This is a genomic window from Streptomyces sp. ALB3 (assembly GCF_044385685.1).
GTDB lineage: Bacteria > Actinomycetota > Actinomycetes > Streptomycetales > Streptomycetaceae > Streptomyces.
The window spans coordinates 84777-103911 of the sequence record NZ_JBISCE010000044.1; the positions used below are offsets into that span (position 1 = coordinate 84777).

General features: G+C 70.7%; 16 protein-coding genes and 1 pseudogene. 8 read left to right on the forward strand and 9 right to left on the reverse strand.

Going from position 1 to position 19135, the window contains the following annotated elements:
- Window positions 1–11: 11 nt before the first annotated feature.
- Window positions 12–605, forward strand: coding sequence for an aminoacyl-tRNA hydrolase (pth, locus tag ACHFIV_RS28945; protein WP_398975137.1), 594 nt, complete (start codon window positions 12–14; stop codon window positions 603–605).
- 75 nt (window positions 606–680) lie between these two features.
- Window positions 681–1151 (forward strand): hypothetical protein, encoded by a 471-nt coding sequence (locus ACHFIV_RS28950; protein ID WP_398975140.1) that lies wholly within the window; start codon window positions 681–683, stop codon window positions 1149–1151.
- 47 nt (window positions 1152–1198) lie between these two features.
- On the opposite strand, the gene ppc is transcribed toward ACHFIV_RS28950, so the two are convergent.
- On the reverse strand, window positions 1199–3928 hold the full coding sequence (gene ppc / locus ACHFIV_RS28955) for a phosphoenolpyruvate carboxylase (RefSeq protein ID WP_398975143.1): 2730 nt from the start codon (window positions 3926–3928) through the stop codon (window positions 1199–1201).
- 329 nt (window positions 3929–4257) lie between these two features.
- On the opposite strand from ppc, the gene ACHFIV_RS28960 reads away from it, so the two are divergent.
- On the forward strand, window positions 4258–5244 hold the full coding sequence (locus ACHFIV_RS28960; RefSeq protein ID WP_398975146.1) for an acyl-CoA desaturase: 987 nt from the start codon (window positions 4258–4260) through the stop codon (window positions 5242–5244).
- A complete protein-coding gene (locus tag ACHFIV_RS28965) occupies window positions 5241–5927 on the forward strand; it encodes a TetR family transcriptional regulator (protein ID WP_398975149.1) in 687 nt (228 codons plus the stop codon). Before ACHFIV_RS28960 ends, ACHFIV_RS28965 begins: the two co-directional genes overlap by 4 nt.
- A gap of 105 nt (window positions 5928–6032) precedes the next feature.
- On the opposite strand, the gene ACHFIV_RS28970 is transcribed toward ACHFIV_RS28965, so the two are convergent.
- Window positions 6033–6830, reverse strand: a complete 798-nt coding sequence (locus ACHFIV_RS28970) for a trans-aconitate 2-methyltransferase (protein WP_398975151.1) — start codon at window positions 6828–6830, stop codon at window positions 6033–6035.
- Window positions 6831–6918: 88 nt separating this feature from the next.
- On the opposite strand from ACHFIV_RS28970, the gene ACHFIV_RS28975 reads away from it, so the two are divergent.
- Window positions 6919–7416 carry a MarR family winged helix-turn-helix transcriptional regulator gene (locus ACHFIV_RS28975; RefSeq protein ID WP_398975154.1) on the forward strand — a complete coding sequence of 166 codons (498 nt, stop codon included), beginning with the start codon at window positions 6919–6921 and terminating at the stop codon, window positions 7414–7416.
- Here ACHFIV_RS28975 and ACHFIV_RS28980 read toward each other — a convergent pair.
- On the reverse strand, window positions 7375–8163 hold the full coding sequence (locus ACHFIV_RS28980) for a LuxR C-terminal-related transcriptional regulator (RefSeq protein WP_398975158.1): 789 nt from the start codon (window positions 8161–8163) through the stop codon (window positions 7375–7377). The genes ACHFIV_RS28975 and ACHFIV_RS28980 overlap by 42 nt on opposite strands.
- A 269-nt stretch (window positions 8164–8432) precedes the next feature.
- Here ACHFIV_RS28980 and ACHFIV_RS28985 point away from each other — a divergent pair.
- Window positions 8433–8870: pseudogene (locus ACHFIV_RS28985) on the forward strand (GNAT family N-acetyltransferase); the annotation flags it as partial.
- Here the strand turns inward: ACHFIV_RS28985 and galK are convergent.
- Genes galK through galT form a run of 3 tightly spaced genes read right to left on the reverse strand, consistent with a single transcriptional unit; the run spans window position 8860 to window position 12052 of the window.
- The gene (gene galK, locus ACHFIV_RS28990) at window positions 8860–10035 is read right to left on the reverse strand and encodes a galactokinase (RefSeq protein ID WP_398975161.1); all 1176 of its coding nucleotides are present in this window, start codon (window positions 10033–10035) and stop codon (window positions 8860–8862) included. The pseudogene ACHFIV_RS28985 and the gene galK sit on opposite strands and share 11 nt — an antisense overlap.
- A complete protein-coding gene (gene galE, locus ACHFIV_RS28995) occupies window positions 10032–11012 on the reverse strand; it encodes a UDP-glucose 4-epimerase GalE (RefSeq protein ID WP_398975163.1) in 981 nt (326 codons plus the stop codon). The genes galK and galE overlap by 4 nt, the downstream gene beginning before the upstream one ends.
- Window positions 11009–12052 carry a galactose-1-phosphate uridylyltransferase gene (gene galT / locus ACHFIV_RS29000; RefSeq protein WP_398975166.1) on the reverse strand — a complete coding sequence of 348 codons (1044 nt, stop codon included), beginning with the start codon at window positions 12050–12052 and terminating at the stop codon, window positions 11009–11011. The genes galE and galT overlap by 4 nt, the downstream gene beginning before the upstream one ends.
- 238 nt (window positions 12053–12290) lie before the next feature.
- Between galT and ACHFIV_RS29005 the strand changes: the two genes are divergently transcribed.
- Window positions 12291–13961 (forward strand): sodium:solute symporter family protein, encoded by a 1671-nt coding sequence (locus ACHFIV_RS29005; RefSeq protein ID WP_398975169.1) that lies wholly within the window; start codon window positions 12291–12293, stop codon window positions 13959–13961.
- 15 nt (window positions 13962–13976) lie between these two features.
- On the forward strand, window positions 13977–14264 hold the full coding sequence (locus ACHFIV_RS29010; RefSeq protein WP_398975171.1) for a hypothetical protein: 288 nt from the start codon (window positions 13977–13979) through the stop codon (window positions 14262–14264).
- 33 nt (window positions 14265–14297) lie between these two features.
- On the opposite strand, the gene ACHFIV_RS29015 is transcribed toward ACHFIV_RS29010, so the two are convergent.
- The 3 genes from ACHFIV_RS29015 to ACHFIV_RS29025 all read right to left on the reverse strand — a co-directional run bounded on the left by ACHFIV_RS29015 (window position 14298) and on the right by ACHFIV_RS29025 (window position 19040).
- The gene (locus tag ACHFIV_RS29015) at window positions 14298–14993 is read right to left on the reverse strand and encodes a response regulator transcription factor (protein WP_398975522.1); all 696 of its coding nucleotides are present in this window, start codon (window positions 14991–14993) and stop codon (window positions 14298–14300) included.
- A 242-nt stretch (window positions 14994–15235) separates the two neighbouring features.
- Entirely contained in the window at window positions 15236–17140 is a 1905-nt protein-coding gene (locus tag ACHFIV_RS29020) for an outer membrane protein assembly factor BamB family protein (RefSeq protein WP_398975174.1), read from the reverse strand.
- 58 nt (window positions 17141–17198) lie between these two features.
- Complete coding sequence (locus ACHFIV_RS29025) at window positions 17199–19040, reverse strand: outer membrane protein assembly factor BamB family protein (protein ID WP_398975177.1); 1842 nt, start codon at window positions 19038–19040, stop codon at window positions 17199–17201.
- Window positions 19041–19135 lie beyond the last annotated feature (95 nt).

Genomic DNA, 19135 nt, shown 5'->3' on the forward strand with positions numbered 1-19135 from the left:
ACCGAGGTCTGATGTCCGACGCCACCGACCCCTGGCTGATCGTGGGCCTCGGGAATCCCGGGCCCGACTATGCGGCGAACCGGCACAACGTCGGTTTCATGGTGGCCGATCTGCTGGCCGAGCGGATCGGCGGGAAGTTCAAGCGGGCCCAGAAGGCGCAGGCACAGGTGCTGGAGGGGCGGATCGGTCCGCCCGGCCCCCTGAGCCGTCGTGTGGTGCTGGCGAAGCCGATGTCGTACATGAACCTGTCGGGGGGACCGGTCACCGCCCTGCGGGACTTCTACAAGGTGCCCACCGATCACGTCGTGGCGGTGCACGACGAGCTGGACATCGACTTCGGCATGCTGCGGCTGAAGCTGGGCGGCGGTGACAACGGGCACAACGGGCTGAAGTCGATGACGAAGGCGATGGGTCCGGACTACCACCGGGTGCGGTTCGGGATCGGGCGGCCGCCGGGGCGGATGCAGGTCGCCGACTTCGTGCTGAAGGACTTCTCGTCGGCGGAGCGCAAGGAGCTCGCCTATCTGGTGGACCGGTCGGCGGATGCCGTGGAGTCGTTGCTGGCGGAGGGGCTGGAGCGGGCCCAGTCCGCGTACAACTCCTGACATTCCTGTTGCTTCCTGGGTGTTTTTCGGCCACAGGTTGACCGAGGGCAGGGCTCTGCCCAAGGATCGGCCCCCATGAAGCGGAGTTCCTCCCACCGGCTGCTGGCCCACGGCCGTACGTTCGCCGCGGGCTGTGTCGTCCTGTTGCTGCTGGCCGCGGCGGTGTGGTCGTCGTGGGACAGCGCGCACCACATCGTGCTGGCCAAGGGCCGTGAGCACGGGAGGATGACGGTGACGTCGTGCGGTGAGGACGTGTGCACGGGCGCGTTCGCGCCGGACGCGGACGCGTCGAAGCGCTCCGAGGTGACCGTCGAGCGGTCCGTCGCGGCGCGGAAGGGGGACCGCTTCCCCGTCGTGGTGAAGCCCGGAACCGGGGACGTCGTGCGTACCGGGGTTCCGGGCTTCCTGCATGCCTGGGTCCCGCTGGGAGGTGCGCTGGTGCTGGCCGCCCCGGTGATCGGTGGCGGTATGCGGCTGACGCGGACGGCGTGGGGCGCGGGGCTCGCGGGTGCGGCCCTGTTGACGGCGACGTTCGTCGCCCTCTGACGGGACCGCACCCGGTCACTCCTCCCGCGGACGGGCCGGCGACCGGCTCAGCCGGTGTTGCGGAGGCCCGCCGCTACGCCGTTGACGGTGAGCAGCAGGGCACGGGCGAGGAGCGGGTCGGCCTCCTCGCCGCGTTCGGCGGCCTGGCGCTGGCGGGCGAGCAGGGACACCTGGAGGTAGGAGATCGGGTCCAGGTAGGCGTCGCGGATGGCGAAGGTCTGCTGGAGCACCGGGCTGGTGCCGAGGAGTTCCTTGCTGCCGGTGACCTTGAGGACTTCCCTGACGGTGAGCTCGTGCTCGGCCTCGATGGCGTCGAAGACGTGCTTGAGCTCGTCGGGGACGAGGGTGTCGACGTAGTGCCGGGCGATGCGCAGGTCGGTCTTGGCCAGGGTCATCTCGACGTTGGAGATGAAGTTCCTGAAGAAGTGCCACCGCTCGTGCATCTCTTCGAGGACGTTGCCCTGGCCCGCTTCGCGCAGGGCCTTGAGGCCGGAGCCGACGCCGTACCAGCCGGGCACGATCTGCCGGGACTGGGTCCAGCCGAAGACCCACGGGATGGCGCGCAGGCCGTCGAGCGAGACGCCCGAGCCGGGGCGGCGGGACGGCCGCGAGCCCAGGTGGAGGTCGGCGAGCTGGTCCACGGGGGTGGAGGCGAGGAAGTACGTCGGCAGGTCGGGGTCCTCGACCAGCTTGCGGTAGGCCGCGTGGGCGGCGTCCGAGACGGTGTCCATGGCCGCGTCCCAGCGGGCGAGTGCCTCGTCGGACTGGCGGGGCGCGGTGTGCAGGGCGGAGGCCTGGAGGGTGGCCGCCACGGTCAGTTCGAGGTTCTCGCGGGCGAGTGCGGGGATGAGGTACTTGTCGGAGATGACCTCGCCCTGCTCGGTCACCTTGATCTCGCCCTCCAGGGTGCCCCAGGGCTGCGCGAGGATCGCGTCGTGGGAGGGGCCGCCGCCGCGTCCGACGGTGCCGCCGCGGCCGTGGAAGAGACGCAGGCGCACGCCGTAGCGGTGGGCGACGTCACGGAGGCGGCGCTGGGCGCGGTGGATCTCCCACTGGGAGGTGGTGATGCCACCGAACTTCGAGGAGTCGGAGTAGCCGAGCATGACCTCCTGGACGTCGCCCCGGAGCGAGACGAGCCGGCGGTAGGAGGGGTCGGCGAGCATCTCGTCGAGGATGACGTCGGCGGCCTTGAGCTCGTCGGTGGTCTCCAGGAGCGGGACGATACCGATCTTGGCCCAGCCGCCGTGGAGGTCGAGGAGGCCGGCTTCGCGGGCGAGCACGGCTGCGGCGAAGACGTCGTCGGCGCCCTGGCACATCGAGATGATGTAGGACTCGATGACTTCGGGGCCGAAGCGCTCGAAGGCCTGCTTGATGGTGTGGAAGACACCGAGGGTCTTCTCGCCGGCGGCGTCGAGCGGGGCCGGGGTGGGGGCGAGGGGCCGGCGGGAGCGGAGCTCCTTGGCGAGGAGCTTCTGCCGGTAGTCGCGGGGCATGTCCGCGTAGCGCCATGACTCCTCGCCGAGGCGGTCGAAGAGCTGGCCGAGTGCGTGGTGGTGGGCGTCGGCGTGCTCGCGTACGTCCATCGTGGCGAGCTGCAGGCCGAAGGCGGAGAGCGTCCGGATGGTGCGGTCCATCCGGCCGTCGGCGACGATGGCGCCCTTGTGTTGCCGGAGCGAGGTCTGGATGAGGGCCAGGTCGGCGGTGAGCTCGGCGGTGCCGAGGTAGTCGCAGCCGGGGCGGTGCGGGGTGCCGGCCGCGAGGCGCTCACGGGTGTTGACGAGCTTCTGCCGGATGCAGGTGGCCTTGAGCCGGTAGGGCTCTTCGGCGTTGAGCCGCTTGTAGCGGGGGCTGATCTCCGGAAGTCGTTCCAGGTCGGCCTGGAGGGAGGCGAGGAGCTCGTCGGTGGCTCCGGTGTAGCGGATGGAGTTGGAGAGCAGTCCGCGCAGCTCGTCGACGAGTTCGAGGGCGTCGGTGATGCCGTGCTCGTGCTGGAGGATGAGCACGTCCCAGGTGACGGCGGGCGTCACGTTGGGGTTGCCGTCGCGGTCGCCGCCGATCCAGGTGCCGAAGGTCAGGGGACGCGTGCCGGCGGGCAGTTCGACGCCGACGCGCTCGAGCTCGGCGGCCAGGTCCTCCAGGACGTCGCCCACGGCGTTGGCGTGGAGTTCGTCGAGGTAGTAGATGGCGTTGCGGGCTTCGTCGGCGGGCTCGGGGCGGACCACACGGAGCTCGTCGGTCTGCCAGATGAGGTCGATGTTCTCGGCGAGCCGGATGTCCTGGCGGCGCCGGTCGGCCTCGATGACGGGGGTTTCGAGGAGCGCGGCGATGCGCCGGAGCTTGTTGAGCACGGAGCGCCGTGCGGCCTCGGTGGGGTGCGCGGTGAAGACGGGCCGTACGTTGAGGTTCTTGACCGTCTCGCGCAGGTGCTCCGGGTCGGCGTCCTTGAGGCGGTCGGCCGTGCGGGCGAGGAGCCCGCCTTCGGCGGCCCGGCGGTCGCGCATCTCGTGGGCGCGGTGGACCTGCTCGGTGACGTTGGCGAGGTGGAAGTAGGTGGAGAAGGCGCGCACGAGCTGTGCGGCGGTCTCCAGGTCCGTGTCGCCGAGGAGCTCGGCTGCCGCCTCGCCGTCGGTGCGGGTCAGGGCGCGGACGCGCTCGACGAGGTCGAGGAGGTCCTGGCCCTCCTGTCGTACGAGGGTCTCGCCCAGCAGGTCGCCGAGCCGGCGGATGTCTGCCCGCAGTTCGGTGTTGGCGGCAGGGGTCTGGTCGGCACTGCTCACAGTGTGCGGCTCCTTGCAGTGGTTGAGCACGTCTGTCAGGGGGGCCGGGGCGCTCGCGGTGCTGACGGGTCACCCCGGATATGCAGAGTGCGGACCGCGCTGTCCGACCCACCCAGGATAGGTGTCCGGGGGTCCGGCGTGCTCGTTGCCCTGAGGGGTGAGACGGATCGGGGGTATACGGAGGGGGAGTGCCTCGTCGCCGCAAGGGTTGGGGTGGCGGCGCTCTCGTGTCCCGGCCCCGTTCGCTGCAATACTTACGTTGCCGTAGGTTACGGAAGCGTAGCCCGCTCATACCGTCATATTTCCTCACCCCACGGGGGACTCCCCACATGCCCACCAGCCCCGATGTGATCGACGACGGCCTGCCGACGGCGGCAGGCGACCCCGCACCTCCCCCCGCCACGCTCGGCGGCGACAAGAAGCGTTCGATCGAGCAGATCGCGCTCCTGCTGTTCATCGTTGTGCCCTTCGCGGCCCTGGTCGCGGCGGTGCCGCTGGCCTGGGGCCGTGGCGTCAGCTGGCTCGACCTCGGCCTGCTGGTCGTCATGTACTACTGGGGCTGCCACGGTGTGACGATCGGCTTCCACCGCTACTTCACGCACGGCTCGTTCAAGGCGAAGCGTCCGCTCCGCATCGCCCTGGCCGTCGCGGGATCCATGGCGGTCGAGGGCCCGCTGGTGCGCTGGGTGGCCGACCACCGCAAGCACCACCGGTTCTCCGACGCCGAGGGTGACCCGCATTCGCCGTGGCGGTTCGGTGAGAACTTCCCGGCGCTGCTGAAGGGCCTGTGGTGGGCCCATATCGGGTGGATGTTCAACGAGGAGCAGACGCCGCAGCAGAAGTACGCCCCGGACCTGGTCAGGGACCCGGCGATCCGTGCAATCTCCCGTCACTTCCTCAGCTTCACGATCCTCTCGCTGGCGATCCCGCCGCTGGTCGGCGGTCTGGTCACCATGTCGTGGTGGGGCGCGTTCACCGCTTTCTTCTGGGGTTCGCTGGTCCGTGTCGCGCTGCTGCACCACGTGACGTGGTCGATCAACTCCATCTGCCACGCGGTCGGCAAGCGGCCGTTCAAGTCCCGCGACAGGTCCGGGAACGTGTGGTGGCTGGCCGTTCTCTCGTGCGGTGAGTCCTGGCACAACCTGCACCACGCGGACCCGACGAGTGCGCGTCACGGGGTGATGAGGGGGCAGATCGATTCCAGCGCCCGGCTGATTCGCTGGTTCGAGAAGCTCGGCTGGGCGCACGACGTCCGGTGGCCCGACGCCTCGCGTATCGCCGCCCGCCGCAAGCCCGTGGCCGCCGACCCTGCATGATTGACGACGTGGCGACCGACGGAAGCACCAGCGGCGAGAAGAGCATGTCCGCCCCGACGCGACGGGCCCGGCGGGTCCGGATGACGGGGAAGGAGCGCCGCGAGCAGCTCCTGGACATCGGACGCGCCCTGTTCGCCGACAAGGGCTTCGAGGGCACCTCGGTGGAGGAGATCGCGGCGCGTGCCGGGGTCTCCAAGCCGGTGGTGTACGAGCACTTCGGCGGCAAGGAGGGCCTGTACGCCGTCGTGGTCGACCGCGAGATGCGCCAGCTGCTGGACCTGGTGACGGGGGCGCTCACCGCGGGTCATCCGCGTGAGCTGCTGGAACAGGCGGCGTTCGCGCTGCTGGACTACATCGAGACGTACACGGACGGCTTCCGGATCCTGGTCCGTGACTCCCCGGTCGCACAGTCGACGGGCACGTTCGCGTCACTGATCAGCGACATCGCCACACAGGTCGAGGACATCCTGGGCCTGGAGTTCAAGGCCCGGGGCTTCGACCCGAAGCTGGCCCCGCTGTACGCCCAGGCCCTGGTCGGAATGGTCGCGCTGACGGGCCAGTGGTGGCTGGACGTGCGGAAGCCGAAGAAGGCCGAGGTCGCGGCCCATCTGGTGAATCTGGCGTGGCACGGGCTGGAGAACCTCGAGTCGAAACCGCGGCTGATAGGCCACCGGAAGAGCTGACCCGCCGCGGTGGGCGTGTGATCACTCGTACGGGTGACGCCCGCAGGTCCCCGGCCGCGGTCCGCACCGCGGGGGGCGGGGGCCCGTCCGCCCGGCCGTGACCGCTCACCCTGCGGTGCGGACCACCGCGAAGACGCGGCGGAAGGGGAAGACGGTGCCGTGCGGGCCCGCGGGATAGGCGGCGCGCAGCAGGTCGCGGTATGCGGTGAGGAAGGCTTCGCGGGCCTGCGGGTCGTCGGCGAGGGCGTCGAGGACGGGCCGCAGGCCGGTTCCCCTGACCCAGTCGAGGACGGGGTCCTCGCCCCGCAGGAGATGCAGATAGGTGGTCTCCCACACGTCCACGACGCGCCCCGGCGCGGTGAGGTGCTCCAGGTACTCCGCAGGGGTGTGCACGGCGTCGGCGTGGCGCAGGAGGCCGCCGAGGCGGTCGTGCCAGCGGGGGGAGGCGGCCAGCTCACGCATGAGGGTGTGGCTGGGGGCGTCGAAATTGCCGGGTACCTGGAAGGCGAGGGTGCCTCCGGGGGCGAGGGCGTCCAGCCAGTGGGGGAAGCGGGCCGTGTGGCCGGGGACCCACTGGAGGAGGGCGTTGGAGACGATGAGGTCGTACGTCTCGGCGGGCACCCAGGTCCCGGCGTCGGCTTCGGCGAAGTCGAGGAGGGGGCCGGCGTGGGCGCGGGCGCTTTCGAGCATGTGGGGAGAGCTGTCGTAGCCGGTGACGCGGGCCCCGGGCCAACGCGCGGCGAGGAGCGCGGTGACGTTGCCGGCGCCGCAGCCGAGGTCGGCGATCCGGGGTGCGGGCTCGTGCGGCAGCGGCCCGGTCCTGGCCAGGAGATCATGGAAGGGGCGGGTCCGGTGGTCCGCGTGGCGGAGGTACTGCCGCGGGTCCCAGCTGGGTGCTGTCATGGGGCCAGGATCACCGACAGTGTCTCTTGACGTCAAGAGACTTGAATTCAAGAGACTTCATGTCGAGGGACCCTTTACACTGATCGACATGGAGGACGAGGTCGACCGACTGGTCGCTGCATGGCGCCGCGAGCGCCCCGACCTCGACGTGGAACCACTCGAGGTCCTGAGCCGCGTCTCCCGCCTGGCCCGGCATCTGGACCGCGCCCGCAGAATCGCCTTCGCCGAGCACCAGCTGGAGCCCTGGGAGTTCGACGTCCTGACCTCGCTGCGCCGCGCCGGCGCCCCGTATCAGCTCTCCCCCGGACAGCTCCTCACCCAGACGCTGGTCACCTCCGGCACGATGACGAACCGTATCGACCGGCTGACCAAGAAACAGCTGGTGGAGCGCCTGCCCGACCCGAGTGACCGCCGGGGTGTCCTGGTCAGGCTGACCGACCTGGGCCGCGACAAGGCCGACCAGTCGCTGGCCGGGCTGCTCGCCCAGGAGCGGGCCATCCTGGGCGAGCTCTCCCGTGGGCAGCGGTCCGAACTGGCCGGACTGCTACGCCGGCTGACCGCCCCGTTCGACAACGTCCCCGGTTAGCGCGGCCGGGCCCACCCCGGCCCGCCGGGCCAGCGCCACGGCCGCGAGCGTCGAGTGCACGCCCAGCTTCCCCAGCACGTTCTGCATGTGGGTACGCACCGTGTGCGGCGACAGGTAGAGCCGCTCGGCGACGGCCTTGCGGCCCAGGCCCGCCACCATGCAGCGCAGCACCTCGCGCTCGCGCGGTGTCAGTGACTCGACGAGCTGTTCGCTCTCGGTCCGGTGCTTGCGGGCCGCCGTCAGCTCCCGCAGGACTCCCGTCAGCAGGGCGGCCGGAAGGTGCGTCTCGTCCCGCAGCACGCCCCGTATGACCGTCAGCAGGCGTTGGAGCGAACAGTCCTTGGCGACCCAGCCCGAGGCGCCGGCCTGCAAAGCCGTCGCGGCACGGCACGGGTCGTCCTTCTCGGCGAGCACCACCGTCCGGATGTGGGGCTGCCCGGAGCGCACCCCGGCCACCAGGGATATGCCGTCCACCGGACCGCTTCCGCCGTCCGGCGCGCCGCGCGGCGCGGGTACGGTGCGGCCTCCGCCCGTGGCGAGGACGCCCAGTTCGGCGTCGACCAGCATCACGTCGTAGCGGCGGCCCTCGGCGGTCGCACGCTCCAGACACCGCAGCGCGGCGGGACCACTGCCCGCGGCGGACACGTCGACGTCCGGTTCGGCCGCGAGCGCCGCGGCGAGCGACTCCGCGAAGATGCGGTGGTCGTCGACCACCAGAACCCGGATCCGAGCCACAGACACCCCCATGCTGTGCGAGCTCCTGGGGCTCCCCGTCCTGGCCTGCCCCGACGGGGAAGGACCACGGCGGACACGACGCCCGGAGCACTCCGGTGGCCCGTCGGCGCACGGCCGCCGCCGTGTGCCGGCCGCCACCCGCTCCGGGCGTCGCATCCGACTGTCTCGTCCCCTGAAACGGCACCGGCCCCCACCGGTGCTGAGCATCAGCGTACGGCGGGCGGCCGGTGGCGGAAGGCTATTCGCGGAACTGACCACTCAAGGTGTTTAGGGTGTTGTTCATGTTCCGTCTTGAGACCGCAGTGGACAAGGAACGTCGCATTCTGCTGGGCAAGCGGCTGCATGAGGACAACTGGGACGGATCACCGGAGCTGCGCGCCCTGCGCTCCACCCCCGCCGAGCACGAAGTCCCGCTGGACGTCTGGCTCCTGGACGGCCGGGGAGCGCTCGCCGGCGGGCTGAGCGGACGGACCTGGGCCCACTGGCTCCATGTCGACCTCCTCTGGGTCGACACCCGCCACCGCGGCCTCGGCCTCGGCTCCCGACTGCTCGCCGAGGCGGAGCGCCTCGCCCGCGACGACCGGGCCTGTACCCGCTCCCGGCTGGAGACCTGGGACTTCCAGGCCCCGGACTTCTACCGGAAGCAGGGGTACGAGGTGGTCGGCGAGGTCGAGGACTACCCGCCCGGCGTCGCCGAGTTCATCCTGGTCAAGCGGCTGGAGCGATCCGTCGGCCGCCCGCCGAGGGAACCGCGGGGAAGACTCCCGGGGCGGCGTGACCGGCCGAGGCGAACGCCTCCGTGACGGCCTTGGCGACGGTGTCCGCCATCGCCTCCTCCACCAGCACGATCGCCGACCCGCCGAAGCCGCCTCCCGTCATCCTGGCCCCGAGCGCACCTGCCGCGTTCGCCGCCGAGACCACGAGGTCCAGCTCAGGGCACGAGACCCTCAGATCGTCGCGGAGCGAGACGTGGCCCTCGTTGAGGACCGGGCCCGCGGCGCGCACCTCGCCGGCGTCGAGCAGGGCGATGACCTGCTCGACCCGTCGGTTGTCACTGACCACATGGCGGACGTAGCGCACGACCGACTCGTCCTCGCCGGACGCCGCGAGGGTCTCCAGCGCGGCGTCCAGCCCCTCGTACGGAAGGTCGCGGAGGGTGCGGATGCCGAGTGCCCTGGCTCCGGCCTCGCAGCCGGCCCGGCGCTCCGCGTACGCGCCGTCGCCCAGGGCGTGCTTGACCCGGGTGTCGACGACGAGCAGCCGCAGTCCGTGCGCGGCCAGGTCGAAGGGGACCTGGCGCAGGGTGAGGTCGCGGGTGTCCAGGTGCAGGGCGTGGCCCTCCGTGCAGCATGCGGAGGCCATCTGGTCCATGACGCCGCAGGGCACGCCGACGAACGCGTTCTCGGCCCGCTGGCCGAGCACGGCGACCTCCGGTGCGCTCAGGCCCAGCTGGAACAGGTCGTTCAGGGCGAGCGCGGTGACGACCTCCAGGGCCGCCGACGAGGACAGGCCGGCGCCGACGGGGACGGTGGAGGTGAGCTGGATGTCCGCGCCGGTGACGGGGTGGCCGGCCTCGCGGAGCGCCCAGACGACGCCGGCCGGGTAGGCGGCCCAGCCGTGGCCCGAGTGCGGGACCAGCTCGTCGGCTCGCAGGGAGACGACCCCGCCCGGTACGTCGGTGGAGTGCAGGCGCAGCAGTCCGTCGGTGCGCCGGGCGACGGCCGCGCGGGCGGTGTGCGGGAGGGCGAGCGGCATGACGAAGCCGTCGTTGAAGTCGGTGTACTCACCGATCAGGTTCACCCGTCCGGGTGCCGCCCAGATGCCCTCGGGGGCGGTCCCGTACAGCTCGGTGAAGGAGGCGGTCAGCTCGGCGTCGTCGGTCATGGTGCGGTGGGCTCCTCTCGGCGGGCGAACGTCCATGCGTCGGCGACGATGGCGGCCAGGTCGGCGCGCGACGGCTGCCATCCGAGCCGCTTCCTCGCGGTGGCGGCGGAGGCGACGAGGACGGCCGGGTCGCCGCCCCGCCGGGGGGCCGCGGTCTCGGGGACCGGGTGTCCGGTGACCTGGCGGACGGTCTCGATGACCTCGCGGACGGAGAAGCCGTTCCCGTTGCCGAGGTTGCAGATGAGGTGTTCGCCCGCGGTGGCGGCGTCCAGGGCCAGCAGGTGGGCCTCGGCGAGGTCGGCCACGTGGATGTAGTCGCGTACGCAGGTGCCGTCCGGGGTCGGGTAGTCGTCGCCGTAGACGGAGATCGACTCGCGCTGCCCGAGCGCGACCTGGAGGACCAGGGGGATGAGGTGCGACTCGGGGCTGTGGCGCTCGCCGCAGCTGCCGTAGGCGCCCGCGACGTTGAAGTAGCGCAGGGAGACGGCGGCCAGGCCGTGGGCGGTCGCCTCGCCGGAGATCATGTGGTCGACGGCGAGCTTGGAGGCGCCGTAGGGGCTGGTGGGCGCGGTGGGGTCGGTCTCCGTGATGGGGCTGGAGACGGGCTCGCCGTAGGTCGCCGCGGTGGAGGAGAAGACCAGCGTGCGCACGCCGGCGTCGCGCATGGCGGCGAGGAGGGCGGTGGTGCCGCCGACGTTGTTGACCCAGTACTTCTCGGGGTCGGTGACGGACTCGCCGACCTGGGAGTAGGCGGCGAAGTGCAGCACCCCGTCGTAGGAGGGGTCCAGCCACTCGGCGGCGTCCTGGATGCGGCCCTCGATGAACTCGGCGCCCTGCGGGACGCCTTCGCGGAAGCCGGTGGACAGGTCGTCGAGGACGGTCACGGTGTGGCCGGCCTCCAGCAGGTGTGCGGCGACGACACTGCCGACGTATCCCGCACCCCCCGTCACCAGGTACTTCTTGCCGGTGTTGCTCACTCGCTCGCTACCTCTCGCAGTCGCTGGGCCGCGGCCTCCGGCGGCACGTCGTTGATGAACACGCCCATGCCGGACTCGGAGCCCGCGAGGAACTTCAGCTTGCCGGTGGTCCGCCTGATGGTGAAGAGCTCGAGGTGCAGCCCGAACTCCTCCCGGCCGGGGACCCTGAAGGGAGCCTGGTGCCAGGCGGAGATGTACGGGGTCGGCGGCTCGCCGGGGCCGAAGATCCGGTCGAATCGCCTCAAGAGTTCCAGATAGACCTGTGGGAACTCCGTGCGTGCGGCCTCGTCGAGTTCCCGCAGGTCGGGGACGCGGCGGCGCGGGTGGAGGTGGACCTCGTAGGGCCAGTGCGCGGCGTACGGCACGAAGGCGACCCAGTGCTCGCCCTCCAGGACGATCCGGTCGCCGTCGGCCAGCTCCCGGGCGACGACGTCGTCGAAGAGGTTGCCGCCGGTCGCGGCGCGGTGGGCCTCCGCCGAGCGGAGCATCTGCTCGGTGCGCGGGGTGACGAAGGGGTAGCCGTAGATCTGCCCGTGCGGGTGGCCGAGGGTGACGCCGATCTCGGCTCCCCGGTTCTCGAAGCAGAACACCTGGGTGACCTGCGGGAGCTCGGCGAGGTCGGCGGTGCGGTCGGTCCAGGCCTCCAGGACCAGGGCGGCCTGGACCTCGGTGAGTCCGGCGAAGGAGACGTCGTGGTCGGAGGTGAAGCAGACGACCTCGCAGCGGCCGGAGTCGCCGGCGAGGGAGGGGAAGCGGTTCTCGAAGACGGCGACGTCGTAGTCGGTGTCGGGGATCTCGCTGAGCCGGCCTTCCCGCGAGGGGCAGAGGGGGCACTCGTCGGCCGGCGGGTGGTACGTACGCCCCTGCCGGTGCGAGGCGACGGCCACCGAGTCACCCAGCAGCGGGTCGCGGCGGATCTCCGAGGATGTCGAGACGGCGTCCAGCGGCCGCAGGTCGGCGGCGTCGCGGACGGTGTCGTCCGCGGAGTCGTAGTAGATCAGCTCCCGGCCGTCGGCGAGGGTCGTGACCGTCTTCTTCACCAGGCTCCTCCATGTAACGCCCTCTAAACAGAACCGCACATAACTAATCACAACTCAACAGGGGCGTCAATGCCGACGAGCCCTGGGCCCGTCCTGTGCGCAGAGGCTGGTCAGATGCGGATATTTCGACCCTCTCGATCACGATCAAACAAAGAACGCCATCCAACCTGTTCATTTTCTGAACACATGAGCGTAGGTTCCGACGGGTTCAGTTCGCGCAACGAAGCGAGTACCCCCCATGCAATATCTGGCCGAAGGGCTCCGGCTCCCCACGAACGGGCTCGATTACACAATCCTGGCGATCTACTTCGTCGTGGTGCTCGGCATCGGCTTCGCCGCCCGGGCCAGTGTGAGGACGAGCCTCGACTTCTTCCTCTCCGGACGGTCACTGCCCGCATGGGTGACCGGTCTCGCCTTCGTCGCGGCGAATCTCGGCGCCACCGAGATCCTCGGCATGGCGGCGACCGGCGCGCAGTACGGCGTCGCGGTCGTCCACTGGTACTGGATCGGCGCCATCCCCGCCATGGTCTTCCTCGGCCTGGTGATGATGCCCTTCTACTACCGGTCGAAGGTCCGCTCCGTCCCGGAGTTCCTGCTCCAGCGCTTCGACAGGTCGGCGCATCTGCTGAGCTCCATACTCTTCGCCTTCGCGGCGATTCTGATCGCGGGCGTGAACCTCTACGCCCTGTCGATCGTCGTGGAGGCGCTGCTCGGCTGGCCCCAGTGGGTCGCGATCGTCGTCGCGGGGCTCTTCGTCCTCGTCTACATCACCATCGGCGGCCTCTCCTCCGCCATCTACAACGAGGTGCTGCAGTTCTTCGTCATCCTCGCCGCGCTGATCCCGCTGACCCTGCTGGGCCTCAAGCGTGTCGGCGGCTGGGACGGGCTGAGCGGCTCGCTGGAGAAGCAACACGGCGCGGACTTCATGACCGCCTGGGGTGGGACCGGCATCGGTGACGCCAACCCGCTCGGCGCCAACTGGCTGACGATCGTCCTCGGCCTCGGCTTCGTGCTCTCGTTCGGCTACTGGACCACGAACTTCGCCGAGGTGCAGCGCGCCCTGTCGGCGAAGAACCTGTCCGCCGCGAAGCGCACCCCGCTGATCGCCGCCTTCCCGAAGATCTTCATCGTCTTCGCGGTGATGATCCCGGGTCTGGTCGCCGCCGTGGTCGTACCCAGGATCGGCACTCCCGACTCGGACCTGACGTACAACGACGCCATTCCACTGCTCATGCAGGAGCTGCTTCCCAACGGTGTGCTCGGCATCGCGGTGACCGGTCTGCTGGCCGCGTTCATGGCGGGTATGGCCGCCAACGTGTCCTCGTTCAACACGGTGTTCACCACGGACATCTGGCAGCGGTACGTGAAGAAGGACCAGCCGGACGCGTACTACCTGAAGTTCGGGCGGCTGATCACCGCGGTGGGTGTGCTGGCCTCGATCGGCACGGCGTTCATCGCGGCCAGCTTCTCCAACATCATGACGTACCTGCAGACGCTGTTCTCGTTCTTCAACGTCCCGATGTTCGTCGTCTTCATCATCGGCATGTTCTGGAAGCGCGCCTCGATGAAGTCCGGTGTCTGGGGCCTCGTCGCGGGCACCACCGCCGCGATGGTCAACTACTTCGTCATCTACAAGCAGGGCGTCATCGACATCCCCTCCGACCAGGGCGCCAACTTCGTGTCCGCCATCGTCGGATTCGTCGCCGGTGCCGTCGTCATGGTCGCCGTCACCCTCTTCACCGCACCCAAGCCGGAGGCGGAGCTGGCCGGTCTCGTCTACGGGACGGAGTCGCCGGACGCCGACGAGGCGCCGGACGAGGGCGACAGCGCCTGGTACCGCAAGCCCGCCCTGCTCGGCTGGGGCGCCATGGTCCTCGCCGCTCTCTGCTACCTGCCCTACTCGCTCTGATCGGAGGCACTCACCATGTCCGACCTGCACAAGGAAGTCTCCGAGCTGGAGCGCAAGTCCGCGACCGCGGCCCGTCTCTTCGACATCCGGCGGATCATCGGCGGACTCTTCGTGGTCTACGGAGTGATCGTCACCATCGCCGGTGTCAACCCGTCCGACGCCGACCTGAAGAAGGCCGAGGGCGTCCACATCAATCTCTGGACCGGCCTGGCCATGCTGGCGCTCGGCCTCTTCTTCCTGATCTGGATGAAGCTTCGCCCGGCCCAGGTACCGGACGAGGCCCCCGGCACGCCGGAGAGCTGACCGGCACCCCGCGGGGGCCGGACGACCACGCGTTCACGCGAGGCCGTCCGGCCCCCGCGGCGTCCCTCCCGCCGCCCGGTCGAGCAGTCCCGTGCGGGCGGCGAGCGCGGCCGCCTCCAGCCGGGAGCCGACGCCCAGCTTCATCAGCACCCGCTGCACATGCGTGCGCGCGGTACTCGGCGCGATCCCCATGCCGGCCGCGATCAGCCGGGTGTCCTCCCCCTCGGCGACCCGCATCAGCACCTCGACCTCACGCGGGGTCAGCATCCGCAGCAGCCGCTGCCCCTCGTCGTCCGGCTGGGCAGCCGGGTGCAGCAGCTCGGTGAAGGCGGCCCGCAGCAGCTGCGGCGCGACCGCGACCTCTCCCGCACGGGCCTTGACCATGGCGCGCTCGACCCCCTCGATGCGTTCGTCGTGGCGGACGTAGCCCGCCGCTCCGGCGGCGAAGGCCGCGGCGATGCCGCGCGGGCTGGGCACCGGGCCGAGCACCACCACGGCCACCTGCGGGCGCTCCCGCCCGATCCGGACGATCGGATCGAACACCCCGGGGTCGGCGGGCGCCGCGGTGCCGAACAGGCAGACCTCCGGCGCCCTGCTGACGACCAGCTCCGCGGCCCCGGACGTCGGCGCGGCCGCCGCGAGCACCCGGTGCCCCCGCAGTTTCAGTGCCGAGGCGAGTGCCTCGGCGAGCAGACGGTGGTCATCGACCACCATGAGCCGCACGCCCATCGAGATAGCCCCCATGTGTGCAGCGCCGTACCGCTGCTCGACCCTGAACAGGCCCCCCGGCCTTCTGACCCGGCAAGTTACACGCTTGTTCGACCTGGCGCGCCCCCTCCCGGGCAGAAGCCCCCCAGAATGCCGAATTCTGCGTCATTCAGGGCTACTTACCCGTCGGAAAACGACCGGCCCTGCCGGTCGGATGATCAACCGGCAGGGCCGTCGCACGGGCCCGGGCAGGGCCGGGCGGGTCAGACGGTGCTGAAGGAGACGACGAGGTACTGCTTGTCGTCCAGCGAGCTGGACTTGCTGGGCTCACTGACCATCTGCTCGGAGATGAACAGACGGCCCTTCTCGTAGATGAACTCGGCGTAGTCGGTGGAGAAGCTGGTCTCCGCGTCGCGGACGGCCTCGTCGTCCGGGTTGACCATCAGCACGGTCTCCTCGAACGTCGATCCGTCGATGGAGACGATCTGGCCGCCCTTGTCGTACGGGGGCTTCTTGTACGCGATGACGTTGGAGCCGTCCATGCGCAGAGGGGTCAGCGTGTAGCGGTCGCCCGCGTCCGCCTTGCCTCCGACGAGCTTGCCGGTGGTGAGGTCGAAGGCGACGATCTCGTTGGTGTCGCCGTACTCACCGCCGCCCTCGTGCTCCTCGGTCGGCACGTAGATCCTGTTGTTGCCGACGGCCAGGGAGGTGCACTGCTCGACCTCGGTGGAGCCGCAGTCCGCGGCGTACTTGTCCGCGTCGGCCGAGATCCGGACGATGAGCTTGCCGGTGGCCGCGTCGATGGAGAAGAAGTCCGAGATGCTGCTGCCGTCGCCGGCGGTGTCGCCGACGTCGGCGGCGACGACCAGCGGCTTGGTGGAGACGATGCTCGCGTACTCGACGCCGGCCGGCATGTCGTACGAGGAGAGCGGTGCTCCGGTCGCGGGGTTCAGCGCCTGGACGGTGAGCTGCGGGGAGTCGTAGCTGCCGCACTTGCGGACCACCGCGAGGGCTTCGCCGCCGCCGTAGCCCATGTCGTAGCAGTTGTTGGTGTCCGCCTTCGGCTTCCAGAGCTCGGCGCCGTTGGCGAGGTTGAAGGCGGCACCGCCGCTGGTCCCGCCCGCGGCGACCGTGGAGCCGCTGAGCGTGACCTCGCCGAACCTGATGGGCTCGTCGCCGCTGCGCGCGGAGGTCACGGACTTGCTCCACATGAGCTTGCCGGTGGCCAGGTCGAGCGCGCCGACCTGGGTGCAGGCGGGGTACTTGTCCTCGGCGGACGGCTTGCCATCCTCGAAGGCGATGGCCGTCCTGTAGTCCTTGCTCATGTGCCGGGAGGCCGCGCAGACCTGGCCGGTGAGCGGGATCGACCAGAGCTTGGTGCCCTTGGCGAGGTCGTAGCCGACGACCTCGTACACGCCGGTCTTCACGTACACCTTGTCCGTGACCCAGGAGCCGGCGACGACGGTGGTGTCGGTGACCTTCGGGTGCGGGAGCTGGAAACCGACCTTGGCCTTGGTGTCGGCCGGGGCCTTCTCGGTCCCGCCGGCCAGGCCGCCGCCTTCGCCGCCCTTGCCCTCGCCGCCGGTGGCGCCCGCCGAGGCGGCCTCGTCCTGCTTGCCGCTGTCGCCGTCACCGCCGCTGGAGGCGTAGATGACTCCGCCGCCGACGATGAGCACCACGGCGACGACCGCGGCGACGATGATCTTCATCTGGGTGTTGAACTTCTTGCCGCCGCCGGGCTGCGGGGCGACGTACTGCGGCTGCATCGGTGCGGTCGGGTAGCCGTACGCCTGCTGGCCGGGCATGCCGGGCTGTCCGGGCACGGGCCCCTGCGGGAAGCCGTAGCCGGGCTGCGTCGGCGGCTGCCCGGGAGGCGGCGCCTGAGGGTAGCCGTACGCGGGGTTCTGCGGCGGCTGCCCGGGCGGGGTCTGCGGCGCGCCGTACCCGCCGGGCGGCGGGGGAGGCGGGCTGCCGTAGCCGCCGGCGGGCGGGGTGGGCGGGCTGCCGTAGCCACCCGCGGGCGGAGTGGGCGGCGCGGCCGGGGGCTGCTTGCCGAGCGGGTCCGAGGGCGGCGGGGTGGGCGCGCCGAATCCGCCGGGCGGCGGGTCCTGCGGGGCGCCGAATCCGCCCTGGGGCGGTTCGCTGGGCGGCTGGGGCGGCTGGGTCATGGCGTACGTACCTCTGCGGAGTCTGTGAGGAAGGGGCGGCGGTTGCCGTGGTCGGCCGTCACTTGCCGAAGGCCATCATGGTCGTCTGCTCCTTCTCCTCCTCGTCGCTGCCGGCGCTGACGCGGTCGCTGACGACGAAGGAGCGGCCGCCGGCGTAGAGGGTCTTGGAGGAGAAGAAGTTCTCGATCTGCGTCGTCGAGTCCGGGTGCTGGAGCAGCACCTCGGGCGCGCCACCGGTGGCCGCGATCGACGCGATCGCCCCGCCCTTGTCGTACGAGGGCTCCAGGTAGACCAGGACGTTGCCGCCCTCCATGCGCAGCGGCTTCATGGTGCGCCCGGCCGGGGCCGCGGCCTTCCACTTGGTCTTGCCGGTGTTCAGGTCGAACGCGATGACCTTGTTGGTGCGGGCGCTGCCGCTGGTGTCGTCCTCGGTCATCATGTAGAAGCTGTTGGCGTCGGCGGCGAGACCGCCGCAGCCTTCGAGCTGCTGGCCGAAGATCGAGAAGTCGTGCCCGCAGTCGACGGAGAGCTTGTCGCCCTTGTCACTGGTCAGCTGGGAACGCAGCGTCCCGTTCTCCTTGAGCGCGAGGATGCCCCACTTCTTCTCCTCGCGCTGGGTCAGCGAGACGACGAGGGGGCTCACGGAGTACACCTTGTCGATCTCCCAGCCGCGCTTGGGCTGGTAGGTCCACTTGGCCTTCCCGGTGACGGGGTCGATCTCCTGCACCTGGTGCTGCGGGTTCTTCACGTCGTCGGTGCGGCAGCTGGCGGCGGCGATCAGCTTGGGGCCGCCCGCGAAGGCGAACGGCTGGCAGTTGCCCGCCGGCTTGCCGAACAGTTCCGTGCCGTCGCTGACCTTGTAGGCGTTGGAGTTGCTCGTGCGGCCGACGGTCACCGTGTCACCGCTGATCGCCAGACCGATGTCCGACATCAGGTCCCAGGTGCCGTTCTTCTTGACCGACTTCTTCCAGCCGGGCTTGCCGGTGTTGAGGTCGATCATCTGCAGCTCGGAGCAGTCGGCCTTGTCCGTGGTGCCGTTCATGACGCCGATCACGATCTTGCCGTCGGCCGTGGCCGTCCCGGGTGCCGCGCACATGTCGGCCGGCAGGGGCAGGTTCCACTTCTGCTTGCCGTCGGACACCGAGTAGCCGGTGACCGAGCGGTACATGCCCTTGACGAGCGTGTCCCCGACGATCCAGGGGCCGTACACGTCCGCACCGTTGCGCGGCAGGTCGATACCGTTCTTCGTGAGCCAGAGGACCTTCGCCTCGCCCGGCTTGCGCCCGGCGTTCAGGTCGTCGTCGGCCTGGCGCCCGTCACCCTTGCCGTCACCCTGGTCGACGGTCGGCGAGGCGCTCGGGCCGGGGGCGCCGCTGCTCGACGTGGAGACGGGCTTCTTCTCGTCGTCACCACCGCTCGTGGCGAAGAAGATGCCGCCGCCGACGACGAGGACCACGGCGAGCGCCGCACCGATGATGACGGCGGGCTTGCCCTTGAAGGGGCCGCCGCCGGAGCCGCCGGGCGCCGGCGCGCCGGGGTACTGCTGCTGCGGGTAGCCGTAGCCCGGCTGCTGGCCGTAGGGACCGGGCTGCTGCGCGTACGGGCCGGACGGGGCGCCGTACGGGCCTGGCTGCGGGGCGTACGGGCCGGGCTGCTGCGCGTACGGGCCGGCGGCCGGCTGGCCGGGCGCCTGGGGGTAGCCGTAGCCGGGCTGCGTCCCGGGGGCCTGCGGGTAGCCGTAACCCGGCTGCGCGGGGGGCGGCCCCTGCGGCGGTGCGGGCGGCGTCTGCGGCGGAGCCGGTGGCGGTGACTGCGGCTGAGCCGGCTGAGGAGTGCCCTGCGGTTCCTGCGGAGCCCCGAAGCCCCCCTGCGGCGGTTGCTGGCTGGGCGGCTGGGTCATCAGCACGTCCCCCTTCGTGCGGTCCGGTGCCCGGTCCGGTCTCCCCCGCGATTCCGCTGGGATCAGAGGATCAGGTGCAGAAAATCTCTGAATTC